The organism is Kribbella lupini (assembly GCF_039529595.1).
GTDB classification, from domain to species: domain Bacteria; phylum Actinomycetota; class Actinomycetes; order Propionibacteriales; family Kribbellaceae; genus Kribbella; species Kribbella lupini.
This window is the reverse complement of sequence record NZ_BAAANC010000003.1, coordinates 702,763-724,115: the sequence shown is the minus strand read 5'-3', so window position 1 is coordinate 724,115 and position 21,353 is coordinate 702,763. Positions and strand designations below refer to the sequence as shown.

25 protein-coding genes are annotated in these 21,353 nt (G+C 70.5%); 15 read left to right on the top strand and 10 right to left on the bottom strand.

Annotated elements, in window-relative coordinates; all coding sequences use genetic code 11:
* Positions 1–18: 18 nt before the first annotated feature.
* The gene (locus ABD235_RS29555; protein WP_344180079.1) at positions 19–651 is read right to left on the bottom strand and encodes a GNAT family N-acetyltransferase; all 633 of its coding nucleotides are present in this window, start codon (positions 649–651) and stop codon (positions 19–21) included.
* Positions 635–1,813, bottom strand: coding sequence for an MFS transporter (locus tag ABD235_RS29550; protein WP_344180077.1), 1,179 nt, complete (start codon positions 1,811–1,813; stop codon positions 635–637). Before ABD235_RS29550 ends, ABD235_RS29555 begins: the two co-directional genes overlap by 17 nt.
* A 69-nt stretch (positions 1,814–1,882) precedes the next feature.
* Here ABD235_RS29550 and ABD235_RS29545 point away from each other — a divergent pair, with 69 nt between their 5' ends.
* From ABD235_RS29545 to ABD235_RS29495, 11 genes are all read left to right on the top strand, one after another.
* On the top strand, positions 1,883–2,422 hold the full coding sequence (locus tag ABD235_RS29545; protein ID WP_344180075.1) for a CGNR zinc finger domain-containing protein: 540 nt from the start codon (positions 1,883–1,885) through the stop codon (positions 2,420–2,422).
* A 121-nt stretch (positions 2,423–2,543) separates the two neighbouring features.
* Positions 2,544–2,765: a biotin/lipoyl-binding carrier protein gene (locus ABD235_RS29540; RefSeq protein ID WP_344180073.1), complete on the top strand. Its 222-nt coding sequence runs from the start codon at positions 2,544–2,546 to the stop codon at positions 2,763–2,765.
* A gap of 159 nt (positions 2,766–2,924) precedes the next feature.
* A complete protein-coding gene (sigE, locus tag ABD235_RS29535; RefSeq protein ID WP_344180071.1) occupies positions 2,925–3,611 on the top strand; it encodes an RNA polymerase sigma factor SigE in 687 nt (228 codons plus the stop codon).
* Positions 3,608–3,838 carry a hypothetical protein gene (locus ABD235_RS29530; RefSeq protein WP_344180069.1) on the top strand — a complete coding sequence of 77 codons (231 nt, stop codon included), beginning with the start codon at positions 3,608–3,610 and terminating at the stop codon, positions 3,836–3,838. The genes sigE and ABD235_RS29530 overlap by 4 nt, the downstream gene beginning before the upstream one ends.
* On the top strand, positions 3,835–4,452 hold the full coding sequence (locus ABD235_RS29525; protein WP_344180067.1) for an anti-sigma factor family protein: 618 nt from the start codon (positions 3,835–3,837) through the stop codon (positions 4,450–4,452). The genes ABD235_RS29530 and ABD235_RS29525 overlap by 4 nt, the downstream gene beginning before the upstream one ends.
* A gap of 5 nt (positions 4,453–4,457) precedes the next feature.
* Positions 4,458–5,537 carry a sigma-E factor regulatory protein RseB domain-containing protein gene (locus tag ABD235_RS29520; protein ID WP_344180064.1) on the top strand — a complete coding sequence of 360 codons (1,080 nt, stop codon included), beginning with the start codon at positions 4,458–4,460 and terminating at the stop codon, positions 5,535–5,537.
* Between the two features lie 318 nt (positions 5,538–5,855).
* Positions 5,856–7,145, top strand: a complete 1,290-nt coding sequence (locus tag ABD235_RS29515; RefSeq protein WP_344180062.1) for a S1C family serine protease — start codon at positions 5,856–5,858, stop codon at positions 7,143–7,145.
* Positions 7,146–7,333: 188 nt separating this feature from the next.
* Positions 7,334–7,684, top strand: coding sequence for a sec-independent translocase (locus ABD235_RS29510; RefSeq protein ID WP_344180059.1), 351 nt, complete (start codon positions 7,334–7,336; stop codon positions 7,682–7,684).
* 66 nt (positions 7,685–7,750) lie between these two features.
* Positions 7,751–8,014: a phosphoribosyl-ATP diphosphatase gene (locus ABD235_RS29505; protein WP_344180056.1), complete on the top strand. Its 264-nt coding sequence runs from the start codon at positions 7,751–7,753 to the stop codon at positions 8,012–8,014.
* A gap of 48 nt (positions 8,015–8,062) precedes the next feature.
* Entirely contained in the window at positions 8,063–8,908 is an 846-nt protein-coding gene (gene hisG, locus ABD235_RS29500) for an ATP phosphoribosyltransferase (RefSeq protein WP_344180052.1), read from the top strand.
* The gene (locus ABD235_RS29495; RefSeq protein ID WP_344180050.1) at positions 8,908–9,384 is read left to right on the top strand and encodes a PH domain-containing protein; all 477 of its coding nucleotides are present in this window, start codon (positions 8,908–8,910) and stop codon (positions 9,382–9,384) included. The genes hisG and ABD235_RS29495 overlap by 1 nt, the downstream gene beginning before the upstream one ends.
* A gap of 39 nt (positions 9,385–9,423) precedes the next feature.
* Here the strand turns inward: ABD235_RS29495 and ABD235_RS29490 are convergent, their stop codons facing one another.
* From ABD235_RS29490 to ABD235_RS29480, 3 genes are all read right to left on the bottom strand, one after another.
* Positions 9,424–10,314, bottom strand: coding sequence for an aldose 1-epimerase family protein (locus ABD235_RS29490; RefSeq protein WP_344180048.1), 891 nt, complete (start codon positions 10,312–10,314; stop codon positions 9,424–9,426).
* A 131-nt stretch (positions 10,315–10,445) separates the two neighbouring features.
* Positions 10,446–11,102: a uridine kinase family protein gene (locus tag ABD235_RS29485; RefSeq protein WP_344180045.1), complete on the bottom strand. Its 657-nt coding sequence runs from the start codon at positions 11,100–11,102 to the stop codon at positions 10,446–10,448.
* Positions 11,089–11,589 (bottom strand): hypothetical protein, encoded by a 501-nt coding sequence (locus ABD235_RS29480; protein WP_344180042.1) that lies wholly within the window; start codon positions 11,587–11,589, stop codon positions 11,089–11,091. Before ABD235_RS29480 ends, ABD235_RS29485 begins: the two co-directional genes overlap by 14 nt.
* An 89-nt stretch (positions 11,590–11,678) precedes the next feature.
* Between ABD235_RS29480 and ABD235_RS29475 the strand changes: the two genes are divergently transcribed.
* The gene (locus ABD235_RS29475; protein ID WP_344180039.1) at positions 11,679–12,170 is read left to right on the top strand and encodes an SseB family protein; all 492 of its coding nucleotides are present in this window, start codon (positions 11,679–11,681) and stop codon (positions 12,168–12,170) included.
* Here the strand turns inward: ABD235_RS29475 and ABD235_RS29470 are convergent.
* Genes ABD235_RS29470 through ABD235_RS29460 form a run of 3 tightly spaced genes read right to left on the bottom strand, consistent with a single transcriptional unit; the run spans position 12,167 to position 15,770 of the window.
* The gene (locus ABD235_RS29470; RefSeq protein WP_344180037.1) at positions 12,167–14,614 is read right to left on the bottom strand and encodes an ABC transporter permease; all 2,448 of its coding nucleotides are present in this window, start codon (positions 14,612–14,614) and stop codon (positions 12,167–12,169) included. The two genes, ABD235_RS29475 and ABD235_RS29470, sit on opposite strands and share 4 nt — an antisense overlap.
* A complete protein-coding gene (locus ABD235_RS29465; RefSeq protein WP_344180034.1) occupies positions 14,611–15,339 on the bottom strand; it encodes an ABC transporter ATP-binding protein in 729 nt (242 codons plus the stop codon). Before ABD235_RS29465 ends, ABD235_RS29470 begins: the two co-directional genes overlap by 4 nt.
* Entirely contained in the window at positions 15,339–15,770 is a 432-nt protein-coding gene (locus ABD235_RS29460; protein ID WP_344180032.1) for a DUF1707 domain-containing protein, read from the bottom strand. Before ABD235_RS29460 ends, ABD235_RS29465 begins: the two co-directional genes overlap by 1 nt.
* A 165-nt stretch (positions 15,771–15,935) precedes the next feature.
* Here ABD235_RS29460 and ABD235_RS29455 point away from each other — a divergent pair, with 165 nt between their 5' ends.
* Positions 15,936–16,655 (top strand): TetR/AcrR family transcriptional regulator, encoded by a 720-nt coding sequence (locus ABD235_RS29455; protein ID WP_344180029.1) that lies wholly within the window; start codon positions 15,936–15,938, stop codon positions 16,653–16,655.
* A 75-nt stretch (positions 16,656–16,730) separates the two neighbouring features.
* Here ABD235_RS29455 and ABD235_RS29450 read toward each other — a convergent pair whose 3' ends face one another.
* Together ABD235_RS29450 and ABD235_RS29445 are read right to left on the bottom strand one after the other, a co-directional pair.
* Positions 16,731–17,897 (bottom strand): glycoside hydrolase 5 family protein, encoded by a 1,167-nt coding sequence (locus ABD235_RS29450; RefSeq protein WP_344180026.1) that lies wholly within the window; start codon positions 17,895–17,897, stop codon positions 16,731–16,733.
* Between the two features lie 144 nt (positions 17,898–18,041).
* The gene (locus tag ABD235_RS29445) at positions 18,042–19,058 is read right to left on the bottom strand and encodes a LacI family DNA-binding transcriptional regulator (RefSeq protein ID WP_344180023.1); all 1,017 of its coding nucleotides are present in this window, start codon (positions 19,056–19,058) and stop codon (positions 18,042–18,044) included.
* Between the two features lie 94 nt (positions 19,059–19,152).
* Between ABD235_RS29445 and ABD235_RS29440 the strand changes: the two genes are divergently transcribed.
* Positions 19,153–20,445, top strand: a complete 1,293-nt coding sequence (locus tag ABD235_RS29440) for an ABC transporter substrate-binding protein (protein WP_344180021.1) — start codon at positions 19,153–19,155, stop codon at positions 20,443–20,445.
* A gap of 4 nt (positions 20,446–20,449) precedes the next feature.
* On the top strand, positions 20,450–21,328 hold the full coding sequence (locus ABD235_RS29435; protein ID WP_344180018.1) for a carbohydrate ABC transporter permease: 879 nt from the start codon (positions 20,450–20,452) through the stop codon (positions 21,326–21,328).
* Positions 21,329–21,353 lie beyond the last annotated feature (25 nt).

Genomic DNA, 21,353 nt, shown 5'->3' with positions numbered 1-21,353 from the left:
GCTCAGCCGATGACGGCTTCAGGGCCGGATCCAGGCGACCGTGAGCGTGCTGATCAGGTCCCAGCCGAGCCGGGTGTAGAGAGCCCGGCCGGCTTCGGTGGCCACCAGTACGCCGGTCCGGGCGCCCTGCCTCGCCGCTGCGGCCGACAACTCCTGCATCACGACCGAGCCGAGCCCGCGCCGCCGGTAGGCGGGCTGGGTGACGATCTGGTCGAAGGTGGCGTACTTGCCCCAGACGGCGACCTGTCCCTGGGCGGCGACGACGCCGTCGAGCTCAACGGTCAGGTGAATAAGTCCACCACCTGCAGCTGTCACCTTCACGAGTCCGCCGCCAGCAGCGTTGCTCGGCCCTGGCGGCTTCAGCGGGGTGGCCATCAGGTACTCCGGCGGCTCGAGCGTCCAGCGACGCGAAAGCGTGGGCAGGGCACCCGCCGTCTTCAGCCAGGTGCCTGGCTCGTGCAGCTGATCGATCAGGTCCTGCTGCGGAGTCGGCAGAACGTACCGGACCAGGTGACGCGGCTGGCAGACGTCGATGCGGTAGCCCTCGGGCAGCGCGACCGGCGGGGGAGTGCTGCGCGAGATCGACCAGCCGTGCACCCAGCCCGCCAGCACATCGGTGAGCGAGATCGGGTGGTCAGCGGGTGAGGGCATGGGTGGGCCTTCGTTCGGTGGTGAGTCGGCCGAGCGCGGCTGCGGCGATCAGGGAGATGGCTACGGCTAGGAGTGCTGTGTGGGTGCCGACTACGGGGACCAGCAGGCCGCCGGCGGCTTGGCCGAGGGCTGCGGCGCCTACGCGGAGGCTGGCGGCTGTGGTGCTGACGCGGCCTTGCAGTTCGACAGGGGAGTACTGCTGGCGGGCAGCGAACATCGCCGGGAGCATCGGGCCCTCGAGGAGACCAGTGGCGGCTGCGAGCACCAGGAGGACGGGGAACGTGGTGGCCAACGGCCAGGTGCTCATGGCGAGGCCGTACGCCGCGACGGCAACCATGACGACCAGTTCGGGCCGCCAGCGAGTCTGCAGACGACCTAGCAGGACTGCGGTGGTGACACTGCCGAGCTCGAGCGCCGTCCAGAGGTAGCCGGCGGCCGAGCGAGGTACGCCGAGAGCGCTCATGTGGAGCGGCAGTGTGATCAGCAGGACGCCGACCGAGCCCATCAGGGCCGTGGTGGTGATCGTGGATGCGCGCAGCCGGGGAGTCCGCGCGAGGTGGGTCAGGCCGCCGATCATCGAGGCCAGGAAGGGTTCGCGGTTGTCCGCGGTGACAGCGGCGGGGAGTGCGGGGAGCTTGGCCATGGCGATGATGCTGAGCGTCGCGGTCAGCGCGATGACCACCACTGCGGCCTCGACGGAAACGGCTGCGGCGAGAGTGGCCGCTGCGGCCGGACCGGTGATCGTGGCAGCACCAAAGCTCGCGGCCTCGCGGCTGTTCGCCTTGGCCAGCAGGCGCTTGGGCACGAGCGACGGCAGCATGCTGGTGAAGCCGCCGCTCACCATCGGGAGTGTCACGCCGGCCACGGCGGCCAGCGCGGGCGTCAACCAGTCAGGTGCGTGCCCAGTGACGAAAACCAGCGTCACCATGACTGTGCCGAGCAGCGCCTGGTTCAGCCCCAGCGCCGTACGCCGGTACGCCGTTCTGTCGAGCCACGTCCCCAACAGCGGTCCGGTGAGGACGGCGGGGAGCGCGTACGCCGCGCCGGTGATCCCAGCGAGCGCGGGGCTGTCGGTGCGAGCCAGCACGAGCAGGACCAAGGTGAACGCGACCATCTCGTCGCCGAGGCGGGCCAGCGTCGCCGCCCAGTAGTACGCCCGCATGATGCACCTCGCTGTAACGCGTTGGGATCAGTTACGCGTTACGCTAACAAAGCCGTTACTATGGCGCCAATGGAAAGCCTGCAGACTCCGGATCGGCTCGTCCGGCTCGCGGTCGACCTGGTCAACACCCGGACGCTGGAGCCGGAGAAACTGACCAAGCCGGCCGACGTCCGGCAGTTCCTGCTCGACCACGGTGAGTCCGAGCCGGTCAGGATCGACTGGCCGGAACTGGTCGAGGTCCGCCAGGTGCGCGAGCTCATCCGGCCGGTCTTCCACGTCGAGCCCGCCGAGGCCGCGCGGATCCTGAACGACCTGCTCGCGGAGTACGCCGTACGGCCGTACTTGTCGGACCACGACGGATCGCCGTGGCACCTGCATGTCGCGAAGCCGGGTGCGAACTGGGCGCAGTGGCTGGCCGCCGGCACGGCGCTCGGCCTCGCCGGGTTCGCCGCCGGCCACGGCTTTCAGGCACTCGGCGTCTGCGCGGCCGGCGACTGCGAGCGGGTCTTCGTCAACCCAGCCGCCAAGCGTCCCCGCCGTTTCTGCACCCCCACCTGCGCAAGCCGCACCCGAGTCGCCACCCACCGAGCCCGCCGCGCAACCAGCTAGCCGCGGGCCGCTGCAGGGGTGCCACCAGTTGACCGGCGTTGCGGGGGCTTCTGGTGTGGGGAGGGGGGTAATCCGTGCGCACTAGGATCGGGAGTCAGGTTCCGGCGATGGAGGAGTGCTCGTGGGTCACACCGTGGTGGCAGAGCTGGTGGCGAACGTTCTGAAGATCACCGCCAAGGCCGGGGACACCGTCGGGCCGCAGGACACGTTGGTGATCCTGGAGTCGATGAAGATGGAGATTCCGGTGCTGGCCGAGGTGGCCGGGACGATCACCGAGTTCAAGGTGAGCGAGGGGGAAGTGGTCCGGGACGGGGACCCGATCGCGGTGATCGAGGAGAAATAGGTCACCCGGTCAACCGATCGCCGGTCCCGTGGCGTCTACTGGGGGACGAGTGATCACCGGGAACTTCCCGTCCGCGCGCGCCGTTGGACCGTCGTACCGGCATCTCAGGGTTCAGCCCGGGTGTCCCCGACGTGCGCAGAGGACGGTGAACACGGCACCATGGTGGTCACGCTCGTTGCCGAGAGGACCCAGGGAGGCGTTGCCGTGAAGCCGGTCGACACCTCCGTGGTGCCTGCCCTGGCCCCCCAGTCGCTCCCGCAGGACCAGCCCGACGTACTGCCGTCGTGGGACGAGATCGTCCGCACGCACTCGGCCCGCGTCTACCGGCTGGCCTACCGCCTGACCGGCAACAAGCACGACGCCGAGGACCTCACCCAGGAGGTCTTCGTCCGGGTCTTCCGGTCGCTGTCGAGCTACACGCCGGGCACGTTCGAGGGCTGGCTGTACCGGATCACCACGAACCTGTTCCTGGACGGCGCCCGCCGCCGGCAGCGGATCCGTTTCGACGGCCTGCCCGAGGACGCGCACGACCGGCTGCCGGCCAAGGGCAGCGGCCCGGCCGAGAAGCTGGACTCCGACCAGTTCGACCACGACGTCCAGCACGCGCTGGACGCGTTGCCGGAGGACTTTCGCGCGGCCGTGGTGCTGTGCGACATCGAAGGCATGACGTACGACGAGATCGCGGCGGTGCTCGACGTCAAGCTCGGCACCGTCCGGAGCCGGATCCACCGCGGCCGCTCGATGCTGCGCAAGCACCTCGAGCACCGCGCACCCCGGACCGGCCACTCCCGAGTCAGCGGCCCGCCCGCGGACGGGCCCCTTCCCGGTGGAGGTGGGGACCGATGATCGCGCAGGACAAGCTGCAGGCCGGCGGCAAGCCCGCGCCGGCGCTCGCCGAGACGGTCGCGCCTCGCGCCGTTCTCGACCGTGTCGGTAGAGGTCAGGGACCGGTGGCCGCGCTGAGCCAGCCGAGCGCCGTTCTTGGCCGTGCCGGTAGAGGTCAGGGACCGGTGACCGCGCTGAACCAGTCGAGCGCCGTTCTCGACCGTGTCGGTGGAGGTGACGACCGGTGACGGTGCAGCACCCGCTGGACAAGCTGAGCGCCGCCGTCGACGGCGAGCTCGACCACGACTCACGCGACCGGGTGCTGAGCCACCTGGTCTGCTGCGACTCCTGCCGCGCCGAGGTGGACGCCCAGCGCCGGCTGAAGGCGCAGATGTCGGCCCTGGAGTCCCCGGAGCCGTCGACCGACCTGATGCAGCGCCTGCTGGGTGTGCCCGCGTTCTCGCTGGAGCCGCGCGAGGAGGTGCGGCCGGTCGTCACGCCGGCTGTCACGCTCAGCCCGCAGCGCTCGGCGTTCCCGGCCGCCCGGACCGGTGCGACCAGACCGGCTGCTCGGACGACGACGCCGAGGTCGCGTCGGCGTACCGGCGTATTGGGTGCTGCTGGGTCTGCCGCTGCGGTCGCCTCCCTGCTGGGGACGGCGTTCGTGCTGGGCGACCCGGCGCGTGGCACCGAGCAGCCGCCGGTGCTGGCGCCTCCCGTGGCCAGCTTCTCGGCCGACCACGCGGCCACCACGGGTGGTAGCCCGTTCGGTGACCCGGTGGCCTTCTTCAACTCCTACAACGGGACTGGGTACGCCGGGCTGAGCCCGACGCTCCAGCCGGTGGCTCTGAGCGGGCGCTGAGTCCTGTGAGTACTACCCGGCTGGTCGGCCCTGCCCGGCTCGCGGTGTTGGTCAGCACTGTCCTGATCGGTATCGGCCTGCCCCTGCCCGCTACAGCCACGCCTGCGCCCGCGTCACCTCGTGAGGACGCGCCGCAGGCGGTCAGCTGGCTGGAGCGGGCCGCTGCCGCGCCGGACCACATCTCGTACCACGGCACGCAGATCGTCACCTCGTGGGGACCGCAGGGCTCCAGCTCCGCGATGCTCGACATCGTGCACGCGGCCTCGCAGGGGTCGGAGATCAGTCTGGTCGGCTCCGGCTCGTCGGACGCCAAGTCGTTCGTGCAGCGGGCCACCCAGGGGCACAGCCCGGCTGTCGACGGCGGACCGCTCGCGTTGCTCAAGGCGACGTACCAGCTGGTCTACCGGTGCTGCACGGACACGATCGGACGGGCCGCCGTACTGGTGGACGCGCTGCGGGACGACCAGACGCTCGCGGCGCGGTTCTGGATCGACCGGGCGACCGGGCTGCTGCTGCAGCGGCAGCTGTTCGCGGCGGACGGCAAGGCGCTGGTGCGGGCGACGGTGTTCACCGACCTGGAGATCGAGAACGGCGAGTTCCTCGGGCACCTGCCGCCGATGCTGCCGGGCGGGTCGGACTCGATGGGGCTCGGCGGGGTCGACGGGCTGCGGACGCAGGGCTGGACCTGCACGAGCGAGCTGCCGAACTCCCTGGAGCTGTACGACGTGCACCAGGACACCGCTGCCGGGGTGCTGCAGTTCTCGTACTCCGACGGGCTGTTCAACGTGTCGCTGTTCCAGCAGCGTGGGGCACTCGATCCGAAGGCCGTCGCCGGGTACGGGACGACGGGGACGCCGGGCGTGCACGTGCGGTACGGGATGCCGTCGTACGCCGTGTGGTCGTCGGGCGGGATCGTCTACACACTCGTCGGCGACCTGCCGGCGGACGTGCTGGCGCGGGTCGTGGACGCGTTCCCGCACGAGGTGCCGGCGCGGGTGACGCCGGTGCAGCGGATGGGTACCGGACTGGCCCGAATCGCGACGTGGCTCACTCCGATGAGTGCGCTCTCGTGGAAGCTGGGATAATCAAACCTGGGAGTGTTTTGCGGAGCTCTCACCACGAGACAACGACGACGTGAGGCGGCCACCGTGAGCTGGGACGACGCCGAACCGACAGTACGAACGCCACAGGACGCGGAACCGACCCGCCCGGTCCCCACCGCCGGTCCCGTGGTGCCCCCGCCTGCCCCCGAGGGGGGAAGGGGAGGAGGGGCAGCGTCCCCGGAGTCCAGCGCCTCCGGCGCGGACGCGCTCGGCAGGCCCACCTCTGCAACCGGTGCGCCCCAGACGAGCCCGGCTGTTTCTGCTTTGACGCCTCCTTCGCCGCAGAACGGGAGTGCGCCGTTGGCGACCCCGGGCGGCGACGCGGCGTACCGGCAGGCCGAGCGGTCGATGACTCAGCGGAGCTTCGGACGGCCTGAGTCGGCAGAGCCCGCGTTCCGGCCCGTGTACCAAGGGCAGGCGTGGCCGACCCAACCGCAGCCGACGTACGTGCCACCGCCGCCGCTTGACTGGCACCAGCAGCAGGCACGGGCGTACACGCCGTCCCAGCCGCCGAAGAACCCCAACGGGAGCCGGACGATCCTGATCGCGGCGATCGTCTCGCTGATCGTCGCGCTCATCGCCGGCGCCGGTGCGGCCGCGACCGTCGTCGCGCTGGACCGGCCCGACCCGATCGTCGACCAGCCGGGCCCGGCGATCGGCAACGGCGCCGACCCGAAGATCCGCACCGGCAGCGTCTCAGCGGTCGCCCAGGCCCTGCTGCCGAGCGTCGTCCAGCTCAAGGTCGAAGGCGCCGACGACAGCAGCGCGACCGGCTCGGGCTTCGTGATCGACGGCTCCGGCCACATTCTGACCAACAACCACGTCGTCTCGGCCGCGGCCAACGGCGGTTCGATCCAGGTCGTCACGCAGCAGGGCAAGGCCGCGACCGCCCGCCTGGTCGGCCGCTCCCCGGCGTACGACCTGGCCGTCGTCGAGGTGGTCGGGATCGATGCTCCGGCCGTCCAGTTCGGCCGCTCCGACCAGGCGATCGTCGGGCAGGACGTGGTCGCGATCGGTTCGCCGCTCGGCCTGGCCGGGACCGTCACGTCGGGCATCGTCTCGGCCAAGAACCGCCCGGTCACCGCCGGCGGCGAGGGCGAGATCTCCTACATCAACGCGCTGCAGACCGACGCCGCGATCAACCCGGGCAACTCCGGCGGCCCGCTGGTCGACATGAACGCGAAGGTGATCGGCGTGAACTCCGCGATCGCCACCGTGCGTGGCGCCGAGGAGGGCAGCAGCGGCAACATCGGCCTGGGCTTCGCGATCCCGATCGACCAGGCCCGCCGGACCGCGCAGCAGCTGATCGCCAGCGGCAAGGCGTCGTACCCGGTGATCGGCGCGAACGTGGACATGCGGTTCGAGGGCGGTGCTCGGGTCACCGACGTGACCGCGGGCTCCCCGGCCTCGCAGGCCGGGCTGCGGACCGGCGACGTCGTCACCTCGATCAACAACCAGCCGGTCGACACGGCGGAGGGGCTGATCGTCGCGATCCGCACCCACCGGCCGGGCGAGACCGTCAAGCTCGCGTACCAGCGCGCCGGCCGTCCCCGCGAGGCCACGATCACGCTGGGGCAGCAGACCGGCTGAGACGCCGTACGCCGGGTAGTTGGCCGGAACCGGACACCAGCAGGTCCGGCGGCCAGGAGTTGACCGGCAGGAAACCGGGAAGGAAAGTCGGCGGGACTCCGCCGACGTGAGGCTGACCCGCCCGACGTGCTGACCGCACGCGGGCTACCCTGTCTGCGGACTGGGGAACGACCGGAGAAGGTGGGGACATGTTCGGCATCGGGCCGCTCGAGCTCGTCGTGATCGCCATCGTCGCCGTGCTGCTGTTCGGGCCGGACCGGCTGCCGGAGTTCGCCCGGACGGCGGGCCGGCTGCTGCGCCAGGTGCGCCAGCTGGTCAACAACGCCCAGAACGACCTGCGCAACGAGCTCGGCCCGGAGTTCGCCGATCTCGACGTCCGGGATCTCAACCCGCGCAGCTTCGTCCGCAAGCACCTGCTCGAGGGCATGGACGACGACTACGACGACGACAAGCCGGTCTCCAACTCGGCCGACCTGATGGAGTCCGTGCAGCGGCTCCCGGCCGGTCAGCGGGCGCCGTACGACCCCGAGTCGACCTGAGCTTCGTCCCGCTGGACGAGACCTGTTGACCGGGCGTCACCGGCCAACCTCTAGGCTGGGCCCGCGATGAAGACCTTTGAGGAACTGTTCGCCGAACTGGGTGAGAAGGCGCTGACGCGGCCGGAGGGATCCGGCACCGTGGCCGCGCTGGACGCCGGCGTGCACGCGATCGGCAAGAAGCTGGTCGAGGAGGCCGCCGAGTCCTGGATGGCCGCCGAGCACGAGGGCAAGGACCGGGCCGCCGAGGAGCTGAGCCAGCTCTTCTACCACGCGCAGGTGATGATGCACGCGCTCGGCCTGGACCTCGACGACGTGTACCGACATCTGTAGCAGCCGCTGCGGAGACCGGGACCACTTCTTTCGAAAGGCCACAGACCCATGCTGCGCGTCGCAGTACCGAACAAGGGCTCGCTGAGCGAGTCCGCCACCGCCATCCTGACCGAGGCGGGCTACAAGCAGCGCCGGACCACCAAGGACCTCGCGCTGACCGACACCGCGAACGAGGTCGAGTTCTACTACCTGCGCCCCCGCGACATCGCCGTGTACGTCGGGGAGGGCACCCTCGACGTCGGCATCTCCGGCCGTGACCTGGTGCTCGACTCGCACGCCGACGACGACATCCTGATGGAGCTCGGCTTCGGCGGCTCGACCTTCCGGTTCGCCGGCCGGCCCGGCGTCGCGAACTCCGTGAAGGACCTGGCCGGGAAGCGGATCGCGACGTCGTTCGCCGGCATCCTGTCCGACCACCTGGCCGAGAACGGCGTCGAGGCGTCCGTGGTCAAGCTCGACGGCGCGGTCGAGTCCGCGGTCCAGCTGGGTGTCGCCGACGTGATCGCCGACGTCGTCGAGACCGGTACGACGCTGCGCCAGGCGGGGCTCGAGGTGTTCGGCGAGCCGATCCTGACGTCGGAGGCGGTGCTGATCACCCGCCACGGCGTCGACCAGCCGGCCGGTCTGCAGCAGCTGGTACGACGGCTGCAGGGCGTCCTGGTCGCGCGCAACTACGTGATGATGGACTACGACATCCGGGCCGAGTCGGTCGAGGCCGCCAACGCGCTGACGCCGGGCCTGGAGTCGCCGACGGTGTCGCCGTTGCATCGCGAAGGCTGGGTCGCCGTCCGTGTGATGGTGCTCCGGGCCGACGCGCAGAAGATCATGGACCAGCTGTGGGACGTCGGCGCCCGGGCGATCCTGACCACCGACATCCACGCAGCCCGGATCTGATGGCCACCCCGGAGTCGCTCGTGACCGGTGTCACCCCGTTGTTCACCTTCCACCCGCGGATCGTCGCGGCGGTGACGACGGCGATGGCGCTGTCGATCTTCGCGGTCTTCGGGGTGATCTGGTTCCGGCTGCCGGACGAGTCCCGGGCGACGTTCACGCTGTTCCAGCGGCTGACGCTGATCGCGTTCTTCGGGACCGTGCTGTACCTGCTCTACCGGATGGCGACGGTCCGGGTCACGGCGTACGCCGACGGCCTGCGGGTGCGCAACGTGTTCAAGTCGTACTCCTACCCGTGGAGCGACGTGAAGGTGCTGCGCTTCACCGCCGGCGACCCGTGGCTGCAGATGTACGACACCGACGACAACCGGCTCGGGATCCTCGCGATCCAGGCGTCCGAAGGCGCCCGGGCGACCGCGGCGGCCAAGGAGCTCGCCGCCGTCGCCCGCGCGCACGGCGCGGGGACGCAGACTTCCTAGGCGGGAGCGCTCCCGGCGACCGACGGGGCGCCGTACGGGCTAGACGCTGACGGCGAACGTCGTGCTGCGCTCGTCGCCGGGCTCCAGCACGACCAGGTCCTCGCCGGTCACGAAGCTGTCCGGCGGGCAGGTCATCGGCTCCACGGCCAGGCCGACGCGGCCGATCGCGTTGCCCGTGTAGAGCTGCATCCAGGCGGTGTCACTGCGCAGTACGGCGCGGTTGCCGCTGTCCGGGTCGGTCAGCGTGACCACCCAGCCGCTCGGCAGCCCGGTGAACGCGTTGTCGAGGTCGAGCCCGCCGATCTTGCGGGCGGTCCCGAAGTCGAAGTCCGACCCGGCGACCGGCCGCTTGCCGACTGGGGTCAGCCGGTCCGGGGTGACCTCCAGCCACAGCTCGGCGCGGAACTCCAGCTCGCACTCGTCGAGCTGCCGGCCGACCGTGAGGTACGGGTGAGTGCCGTACCCGTACGGCGCTGCGCTGGTCCCCACGTTCTTCGCCGAGGCGGTGACGGTCAGACCGGTCTCCGCGTCGAGGCGGTAGGTGAGCGCCAGGTCGAGCTGGTGCGGGTAGCCCGGCTGGCCGTGCAGGCGGTACGCGACCTCGACCAGGGACTCGTCGAGGCCGTCGTCGATGCGTTCCCAGTTCGCCCACCGGGTCAGGCCGTGGATGGCGTTCGCGCGGGTCGGCTCGGTCAGCGGGAGCTGCTGGGCGGTGCCGCGGAAGGTGTACTTGCCGTCGGTGATCCGGTTCGGCCAGGGGAACAGGTGCTGCCCGATCCCGGCGTGCGCCGCCTCGTCCTCGCCGTACCCGACGAGCACCTCGCGGTCGCCGTACGCGAGCCCACGCAAGCCGCCGCCGACGCTCACGACGGTGCCGGAGTACTCCCCGGCACGAATGGTCCACTGCTCCCCTGATGGCAAAACGCTCATACGCCCATCCTCATATGGATTGCCCACTCGCGCCTGTCGGCCGCCCGACGGTTTGCTCACAATGCGCGGAGCGCGGCGGTGCGCGAAGCGCGCTCGCCTCGGGGCGCGGGCCCTCCCCTCACCTCCCAGATTCAGGAGGCGGCGGAGTCGTGATCGAGGTGAACCGACTTGGTGACGAGTTCGGTTTCGGGGTTGTGGGGGAGGCTGGGGTTGCCGTCGACGACCACGTGGGCGCGGTCGCGGGTGCGTTGGGCGGCGAAGTGGTCGCGTTCCCAGCGCATCCAGTCGAGCCAGCGGTCGCGCAGGGCCTCGCCGTCGCGGGCGATCCCGCGGTCCAGGCGGACCTCGTTGCTGGTCTCGACCCAGAGCCGCAGCGATTGCCAGTGGTCGGCGTCGCGGTCGCAGGACGTGACGCCCTCGACGATCAGCAGGTCGAGCGTGGTCGGTACGACGTGCAGCTCGGCGTACGCGCCCTGGATCCAGTCGTAGCGCCGGTACCGACCCTCGCGGCCGTCGGCGATCCGCTGGAGCACGTGGTCGCGCAGCAGGCCGAAGCCGCGGACGGCGCCGTCCCAGCCGTCGTACAGGTCGTCCATGTGGAGCACCTGGCAGCGGAGTCCGCGCGCCTCCGCACGCGCGGCGAAACGGGCGGCCAGGGTGCTCTTGCCGGAACCGGCCGGACCGTCGACGCCGATCAGGCGGGTCCGGCCGAGTCGCGCCGGGGTGGCCTGGACGTGGTCGAGCAGGCTGTCGACGGTCAGCGTGGTGGGGCTGTCAGTTGATTCCATGGCGCTTCAGGATGTCCTCGATCTCGTCGAACTCCGACGACTCCTGCTTGCTCGCCTTGGCCCCCTTCGGGGCCTTGGCCGGCTTGGCGGCAGGGGCGGAGGCCGAGGCGGGGGCCGGTCCGGTGCTGGTCAGTTCACCGGTGGCGGCCGTGGGCTTCGTCTTGGCCGGCTTCTCCGGGCTCCGGCGGCCCTTGGCCACACCGGAGACGACGTACAGGACGACGGAGACGCCGAACAGCGCGACCCCGGCCCACACCGTGGGGGAGAAGATGAGGTGCGTGACCCAGCTGACCGTCGAGCGCACGACGTCCCAGACCAGCTCCAGCAGGCCGGTCAGGTAGAGCGAGACCGGCAGCAGGGACCAGGCCACGCCCCGGACGCCGGCCGCCGCCCCGCGGCGCCGCCAGGCGGCCCACGAGCCGATCAGGCCGAGCAGGGTGAGACCCGCACAGAACGGCAGCAGCGTCAGATCATTGAAGTCAGGCACACACCCAGGCTCGCACAGACCCGCCCGGAACCAAGCCGGGAAGAGCCCTGAGCACACCCTGAAACCGGCGTCCGGGGACAATGGTCGGCGTGCAGCCTGACAAACGCTTGGCCTTCACCGGGTTCGACAACGACGACGGTACGGCGGATGCCGCGCTGGCCCAGGCCCTCGTCGCCCGCGACCAGGGGGCGATCCTGCACGCCCTGACGAGCGCGCGTCTGCTGGTACCGGTCGTGGCGATGCTCGGCGAGGTCGAGTACGACGACCAGGGGCTGGCGCACGACAAGACCTCCGACATGGCGGTGGCCCTACTCCAGGGTCAGGACGGCCGCAATGCCCTGCTCGCGTTCACCAGCACGGAGTCGCTGGCCCGCTGGAGCCCCGAGGCTCGTCCGATGCCGGCTCAGACCCAGCTGGTCGCCACGGCCGCCGTACAGGAAGGCGCCGCAGCGATCGTCCTTGACGTGGCCGGCCCGGCTCCGGCCGTCATCGAGACCGAGGACGTCCAGCGCCTGGCCGCCGGCCTCCAGGTGGTACGCCTGGAAGACGGCGGCTTCGGTTGGGTCCACCCCACCAACTAAACAACCGCATCGATCGGTTTGCCTTTCATCGCCAGGCGGCTGGTGATGGCTGTCGTCGGGAGGACCAGCAGCAGCACCACTCCGACCCAGCCCACCAAGATCCACCATGGGCCCGACGGGATCGGCCAGCCTCGGGTGGCGATGGCGATCGGGAGCACGGAGAAGGCGGCGGCGATCAGCCCGAGCGCCAAGCCCAGCGCGGCGATCACCAGGTGCTCGAGGTACAGCATCCGCAGCACCTGGCGTCGGGTCGAGCCGGTGAGGCGTTGGAGGCCGAACTCGCGGCGCCGGTCGAGCACCGCCACGGCGATCGTGTTGATCGAGGCGATCGCCGTGTAGGCGATCGCGATCCCCGCCAGCAGGTAGGCGATCCACGCGTCCACCCCGAGCCCGGTGTCGAAGTCGGCACCCAGCACGTCCCGCGAGCCAACTGTTGCCCCCGGCCACTTCCCGAGGTCCAGCCCCGCGATCACAGCCTCGGGCGTCGACGTACGGACCAGCACCTGCGTCGGCAGCCCGCTCGAGGTGTGCGCAGCGAGCAACGCCGACGGCAACAGCAACGACTCGTACCCGGACGTCCCCTCCGCCAGCGCCACCACCCGCACCTTCACGAGCGCGTCGTCCCCGAACCTCAGTCCGATCACCGATCCGACGCCGACCTTCAACCGTCGCGCGACCCCAGGCGGCACCGCCACCGTCTCCCCGGTCAGGTCGTCCAGCGACCCCGCCTTCACCTTCCCCTTGTACACCGGCCCGTTCACCCCGAGCAGCGGCCACGGATCGCTCGTGTGCGAGCTGTCGTACGGCTCCTCGATCCACCCCTGGCTCCGGACCAGCTCGGACGCCGCCGACACTCCTTCCGTACGACGTACCTGCTCGACCACCTCAGCCGGCAACCCGCCGGCCCGCGAGACCACCACATCGCCGTACAGGTTGTCCGTGTAGGCCTCGACCGCGGCCTTCTGCTGCGTGGTCTGCGCGTAAATGTTGCCCAGGGCAATCGCCGACGCGAGCACGATCGGGACCAGGATCGCCGCGAACTGCACCGCCCGGACCCGCAGGTTGATCGCCGCCAACGCTCCAGTCGAACCACGCGACGACAGGAACGACGTCACCCGCGGCGTCAGCGCCGCACGGACCACCAGCGGCCCCAGTACGGCGACCGCGATCGACCCCGTCAGCACCGCCGGCCCGCCGATCGCCGCGGCGTCGGCCGGGCTCATGAAGATCGTCGACACGCCGATCCCCACCGTCCCGACCGCGAACACCGCGCCGATGACCGTCCGCACCCGGCCCACAGTCACCGGCGGGACAGCGGCCTCGGCCAACGCCTGGATCGGCCGGATCCGCGCGGCCCGTCCGGCCGCGATCCCGACCGTCACCCGCAGGATCACCAGCGTCAGCAGCGCGGACCCCGCGAACGGCAGCACGCCCTGGTCGAACCGCAACGCCGCCGGCACGATCCCGCCGCCGGTCAGCATCCCGAAGATCCAGTCGCCCGCGGTCCGCCCGAGCAGCAGCCCGAGCACCAGCGCGACCGACGCCACCAGCATCGTCTCGGTGACCACCATCTTCCGCACCTGCTCCGGCGTCGCTCCACTCGCGCGCAACAGCGCCAGTTCACGTCGCCGCTGCCGCACCGACAGCCCGATCGTCGCGGACACCACCAGCGCCATCACCACGCCGACCATCCCGCCGAACACCCCGGACAGGATGATCAGCGGCAGACTCGTCGCGATGCCCGCGAACTCGGCCGCGCCCCGGTCGTCGCCGGTCAGCGCCACCACCCCGGTCGGCAGGTCGAGCTGCTCGGCCAGGCCTTTCACCGGCACCCCCGCGGCCGGAAAGACCCCGATCGCGTCGACCAGCCCGGGCCGCGGCGACAGCTCGCGCGCCTCGCGGTCGTTGAAGAAGATCGCCTCGACTGCGCCCTCCGCAACACCAGCGAGCACGTACCTTCGCGACTCGCCCTTCACGATCACACTGACCGCAGACCCGACCCGCGTCGAGCCGGCCAGCCGTCGATCGAGCACGACCTCTCCCGCCGCGGGCGCCCGACCAGCGATCAGCCTGTACGGCGCGAGCGCGGCCGACGCCCACCCGTGCCCGCTGAGCTCGCCGCCCATTGAGGCCGGGACCGCCACGTCCTCGACCGCCTTCGCGACCCCCGTCGTACCAGCAAGCTCGGCGGACAGCGCCGAGGAGACTGCGTGCCGTTCGGGATACGCCACCGAGCCGCTCCCGTTCGGCGGGTGGTACGCCGGGCGCCCGGTCACCACGATCGGCGCCTCGGCCAGGCGTTGCGGCGCCGCGTCGAGTCGCAGGCCGGTCTCGAGCAGACCGCCCGCGGCGGCCATCAGGGAGCTGCCGAGCAGCACGGCGACGAAGATTGCCAGGAACGCCGCCGTACGGAACCGCAGGCTGGACAGTGCGAGCCGGATCATCGGGACACCTTCAGACGGGAGAGTTGGGCCAGTTCGGCCGCGACCGACGCAGCGGTCGGCGACGGCATCTCGGAGACGATCCGGCCGTCGACCAGTAACACCACGGTGTCCGCGGACGACGCGGCGACGGGATCGTGGGTGACCATCACGACGGTCTGGTCGAGTTCGCGCAGCAGTGCGAGGACATCGCCGGCTGTCTGGGTGTCCAGCGCACCAGTGGGCTCGTCGGCGAAGGTGATCGCGGCCCGGCAGGCCACAGCGCGGGCGATGGCCACCCGCTGCTGCTGACCGCCGGACAGCTCACCCGGCCGGTGCCCGGTGCGCTCGGACAGGCCGACCCGCCGGATCACCTCGTTGACCCACGCCTTGTCGGGGCGCTGCCCGGCCAGCGTGAGTGGCAGTACGACGTTCTGCCGCACGGTGAGCGCCGGCATCAGGTTGAAGGCCTGGAAGACGAAGGCCACGTGCCGACGGCGCAGCTCGGTCAGGGCGGTCTCGTTGAGCCCGCGCAACGCCGTACCGGCCAGGTGGACCTCACCGGCGGACGGGGAGTCCAGCCCGGCAGCGCAGTGCAGCAGTGTGCTCTTGCCGGAGCCGGACGGGCCCATCACCGCGGTGAACGAGCCTTCGGCGAAGCCGTAGCTGACTCCGTCGAGGGCGGTGACGGCACCAGGACCGGTGCCGTACACCTTGCGGACGTCGGTCAGCTGGACCGGCGCCGACATCAGAGGGCCCGCAGCTGGGACTTGCGGTGGTAGGTCTCGTTGGTCCACCACAGGACGCCGACCGCTGCACCCAGTCCGATGTCGGACCAGAGCCACCAGGGGCCGTCGAAGTGGCCGAAGACGGCCAGCGTCAGCCAGACGACGAACTGGACCACGCAGACGGCCAGCCAGCCGACCGTCGCGATCCGCAGCGCCAGCGTCAGCCCGTACGGCGGTACGGCGTCGGTCAGGCCGTCGAAGACCTGCCGCAGCTCGCCGCGGGTCCGGGCGACGCCGATCAGGTCGTGCCGGTCGCCCGCCTGCAGCGGCGAGAGGCCGCCGAGCCTCGTGGCGCAGTCGATCTTCTCGTGGGCGGCGCGCCGGTCGGTGTCGGTGAGCGCCAGCTCGTCGGGGGACAGCAGCGGGCCGAGGGTCGCGGTCAGAGTGCTCATCGTGGCTCCTTGTCAGGTGGGCCGTCGATCGGCCCGACAAGAAACAGCGTAGGAATTGAACAGTTTGACGCCGAGGGGTTTGCATCCCGCTTCGAGGGTGGACCTAGCACCCCAATCGGCCGGCGAGGCTCGGTTCGCGGTCCGATGTGAGCCAGGATGGTGCCTGTGAGTGACGACCGGACCCAACTGCCGCCGGGGCTCGCCCTGTCGTGGGGCGTGCTGCCGGTCCAGCGGCGTGGGCCGAAGCCGGCGCTGAGCGTCGACCAGATCGTGGCCACCGGCATCGAGTTCGGCGACCGGAACGGCTTCGACGCGATCTCGCTGCAGAAGATCGCGGCCCGGCTCGGCGTCACCACGAACGCCATGTACCGCTACGTGCGCTCGAAGGACGAGCTGTTGGTCCTGGTCCAGGAGACCGCGTTCGGCCCGGCGCCGGACCTCGGCACCGGCGACTGGCGCGCCGGCGCGACCGCATGGGTCGAGGCCCAGGTCGCCAAGTACGCCGAGCGCCCGTGGCTGCTCGACTTCCCGATCCGCGGCGCCCCGGCCACGCCCAACCTGCTCAGCTGGGTCGAGGCCCTGCTGCAGTCACTCGACTCGACCGGCCTGAGCATGCACGACAACCTCGGCTGCGTCGTCCTGCTCGACGGGTACGTCCGCAGCTACGCCACGCTGGCCCGCCAGCTCGCGGCCAGTGAGCAGGTCCCGGTCCAGGCCGAGCACGTCGGCGCCTTCCTCGTGCCGAGGCTTGCCGCGGGCAACTATCCGATGCTCACCAAGCTGTACACGAACCACGAGTACGAGGACGAGCTCGACGACGACCTCGAGTTCGGACTGGCCAGGATCCTGGACGGCATCCAGGTCCTGATCGACCAGAAGGCGTGACCAGCGCCGTACGCCGGCGGGCGAGGGTGGGCGCCGTACGCCGGCGGGCGAGGCCAGGCGCCGTACGCCGGCCGCCTAGGGCAGGACGATCCGGACCGGGCTCTGGGCGCGGGCCGCGACCCACCGCAGGTGGAAGTCGCTGCCCGGCGCGATCTCCGCGCGGCGGTGCAGGTCGGTGCGCAGGTTGTACGGCGCGGTCAGCGTGGTCGGCTCGGCCGGGCGCACTCCGCCGGAGCGGACCTCCGCGATGATCTCGGCCAGCGCGGTCGCAGCGGGCTTGGCCTGGTGGTCGACGGTGAACAGCCCGAGGTCGTACTCGCGGTCCGGGAAGTCCAGCAGCTTGCGGTCGATGTCGTGCGACGACCACCAGGTGATGCCCCACAGGGCCGGGTTGTGCACGACCTGCTCGACAGTACGGCGTACGAACTCGGCCTGGAGGTCCACCGGGATGTCAGGACCCGGTACGCCGATCTCCTGCAGCCAGACCGGCCGCTCGGCGTCCAGTGAGGTCGCGGCGGCGAGCTCGACCAGGTAGTCGGCGTGCGTGAGGGTTGCCGGGCCGAGCGGCCCGTCCACTCGGGAGACCCCGTTGAACACCCACGAGTGGACGGTGCTCAGCTCACCCAGGTCGACCACGTCGACCGGGCTGAACGGGTGGTCCGGCCGGTACCAGGCGTCGTCGAAGACCGAGTGCAGCGCGAGCACGCCCGGCGCGGCCTTCTTCACGGTGCTCAGCAGCTCCTGCGCCCAGGCGGTCGAGGCCCCGGGGGTGGTCGTGCTGTCCGGCCAGAGGTTGTTGACCTCGTTGCCGAGGGTGATCGCGAAGACGTTCGGCCGGGTGGCGACCGCGGCGGCGACCTTCTCGCAGTACGCCATGAGGCCTTCGCGCACGGTCGCGTCCTCGAACAGGCTGGCCTTGTGCCAGGTCAGCGCCCACGACGGCAGGAAGTCGAAGCTCGACAGGTGCCCCTGGATCAGGTCGACCGAGACGGTCAGCCCGTGCTCGGCGGCCGCGTCGATCGTGTCCAGCAGGTCGTCGATCGCCGCCTCGCGGATGATCGCGCGGTTGGGCTGGATCCAGGGCCAGATCGGGAACACCCGCACGTGGTCGAGCCCGATCCCGGCCAGGTCGGCGAAGTCCCGGCGGACGGCCGCCGGGTCGTAGTCCAGCCAGCTGTAGAACCAGCCGGCCGAGGGAACGTAGTTCGCGCCGAACCGGGGCGTGGCGGGATCCGAGAGCATGACGACGATGCTAAAACGGTTTAGAGGATCGGGCAAACAGCGGCCGGTGGCTGGGCGCCGCCGTGTCGCCGGGTGACGTCGCCGAAACGTCCCGCCGCTGCCGGCGAAGGGAGCTTCCGAGGGTCGATCCTCCTCCGGTGCGTCTCATGCTGGGGGAGCGGTGGACTCTCGGACCGTCAGCACCGGGTCCGCTGTGCGGCGGTTGATGCTGACTGTCGGGTCGGCGATCACCTCCAACAGCACCTCGGCGGCCTGGCGGCCGAACTCGAAGGTGTCTCGGGACAGCGCCGTGAGCGCGGGGTGCATCAGCTGGGTGAGGATCGAGTCGTCGAAGGCGACGATCGACAGTTCGCCGGGGACCGAGACGCCCATCTCCATCGCGACGCCGAGGCCGGCGACGGCCATCACGTCGCTGTCGTAGACGATCGCGGTCGGCCGGACGGCCTGTGAGAGCAGCTTCCGGGTCGTCGCCGCGCCCTCCGCGTCGCTGAAGTCCGTGGCCAGCGACGGCGCCTCCAGCAGCCCGAGTCGCGGCGCCGCGTCGCGCAGCGCGCGCATCCGCCGCTGCGTGTGCTGGAAGTTCGGCGTACCGGCCACGTGCGCGATCCGCCGGTGCCCGAGAGCCGCCAGGTACTCCACCACCGCCAGCATCGCATCGCGGTCGGACGCCCACACCGACGGCAGGTTGCCCTTGCCGCCACGCCCGCCGATCACCACCGCCGGCAGCTCCAAAGCCTTCAGCTCGTCGATCCGCGGGTCCCGGACGGTCAGGTCGACCAGGATCACCCCGTCGACGCGGTGCTCGGAGTTCCACCGCCGGTAGACCTCGATCTCCGCCTCGGTGTCCTCGACGATCAGCAGCTGCAGCGAGATCGAGTGCGCCGACAGCCCCGACTGCAACCCCGACACCAGGTGGGCGAAGAACGGCTCCACGCCGAGCGTCCGCGCCGGCCGCGCGATCACCAGCCCGACCGAGTCGACCCGTGAAGCCCCGAGCGCGCGCGCCGCGCTGTGCGGCCGCCACGCCATCTGCTCGGCGATCGCCAGGATCCGCGCGCGCGTCGCCTCGCTCACCCCGGGCCGCCCGTTCAGCGCGAACGACACCGCGCCCTTGGACACGCCCGCGCGGTCGGCGATGTCCGCGATCGTCGGTCTGGCCATCGGCCACCTCCTGGTCGGTCCCCACCCTTGACAGCGGATTCTACGATGTGGATAGTGCAGGAGCTATACCGGTTTATCACTTCAGGAGAATTCCATGCGTAGTCGTCGTCTCGCCCCGGTGGCAGCTCTCGCCGTCGCGGCGCTCACCCTGGCCGGCTGTGGCCTCGGTTCCTCCGAGGAGTCCTCGTCCGGCGCCCAGCCGACCGTCGACGCGAACGCGAAGGTGACCGGTGAGGTCAGCTTCCAGACCTGGGCGCTGAAGCCGAAGTTCACCTCGTACGTCGAGGGCGTGATCAAGGCCTTCGAGGCCAAGTACCCCGGCACCAAGGTGACCTGGCTGGACCAGCCGGGTGACGGGTACGACAAGAAGGTGCTGAGCCAGGCCTCGGCCGGCCAGCTGCCCGACGTGACCAACCTGCCGCCGGAGTTCGCGCTCCCGCTGGCCAAGCAGAGCCTGCTGCTCGACGTCGCCGCGGCCGACCCGGCCGTGAAGACCGACTACGTCGACGGCGGCGTCACGGCGTACCAGTACCAGGGCCTGACCGGCACCTACGGCTACCCGTGGTACCTCAACACCGACATCGACTACTGGAACGCGACCAAGTTCGCCGCGGTCGGTCTGGACGCCAAGAACCCGCCGAAGACCTTCGACGAGCTGCTCGCGGCCGCCAAGGTGATGCACGACAAGTCCGGCGGCAAGGAGTACCTGATGAGCCGGCTGCCCGGCATCGGCGACTTCACCAACGCCGGCGTCAAGATCCTCAGCGACGACGGCAAGAAGTTCACCTTCAACACCCCCGAGGCCGTCGCCCTGCTGGACAAGTACCGCGACGCCTACAAGAACGGCTACCTGCCGCGCGACATCCTGACCCAGGAGTACCTGGGCAACTCCAAGCTCTTCACCCAGGGCAAGGTCGCCTGGACCACCGGTGGCGGCAACGCGATCGTCGACTTCCAGAAGGACAACCCGTCGCTGAAGGGCAAGGTCGTCCCGTCGCCGGCCCTGGACACCCCGCCGCTGTACGTGCAGGGACTGTCGGTCTCGGCCAAGTCGAAGAACCAGGCCGCCGCGATCGCGCTGGCCAAGTTCGTCACCAACGCCGAGAACCAGGCCGCGTTCGCCAAGATCGTGAACATCTTCCCGTCCACCAAGGCGTCCGCGAACGACCCGTACTTCTCCAAGAGCGACGGTACGCCGGAGAGCGACGCCAAGGTGCTCGCGTTCGAGTCGCTGGCCAAGGCGAAGTCGCTGCAGCCGGCCGTGATCAGCGGTGCCACCAACGACTTCATCAACCAGCAGATCTCGCTGGCGATCTCGGGCAAGGTGACCTCGCAGAAGGCACTCGACGCCGCGGTCGCCAAGGCCGACCAGCTGCTCGCCCAGTAACGCGATGCGCTACCACCGGTGGTTCTCCCCGTGGGTGCTGGTCGTCCCGGCACTCGCCTGGTTGCTGGTGTTCAACCTGTGGCCGTCGATCAACACCGTGATCCTGTCGTTCACCAACGCCAGGCCGATCGGCGGCGGGACCTTCGTCGGGCTGAAGAACTTCGAGGCCCTGCTGCACGACGAGCAGCTGCGCTACGCGTTGCTGAACAGCGTCATCTACATGATCGTCTGCCTGCCGTTCCTGACGATCGTGCCGTTGGCGCTGGCGGTCCTGGTCGAGAAGAAGCTGCCCGGGATCACGTTCTTCCGGACCGCCTTCTACACCCCGGTGGTGGCGTCCGCGGTCGTCGTCGCGCTGATCTGGCAGTGGATCCTCGACGACCGCGGCCTGGTCAACGGGATGGCCGAGAAGCTCGGCGTGATCTCCGGGCCGTTGCCGTTCCTGTCCGACCAGTGGCTGCTGCTGTTCAGCGCGATCAGCCTGACCATCTGGAAGGGGCTCGGCTACTACATGATCATCTACCTGGCCGCGCTCGGGAACGTCGGCCGGGAGCTGCACGAGGCGGCCGCGGTCGACGGGGCCAGTGCGTTCCGGCGGTTCACGAACATCACCATCCCCGGCGTCCGGGGAACGATGATCCTGATCGCGATCCTGATCTCGGTGTCGGCCCTGCGGGTCTTCTCCGAGCTGTTCATCCTCAGTGGCGGCAACGGCGGTCCCGGCGGCCGCGACTCGTCGGTGGTGATGCTGATCCAGCAGTACAGCCAGGGCTTCGAGGGCAACCTCGGCTACGCCTCCGCGCTGTCGATCGTGCTGTTCTTCGTCACCGTGGTCCCGATGCTGGCCCTGGCCCGGCTGAACCGGAAGGCGGCGGACGCATGAGTGTGGTCACCGATCCCGCGCGGCC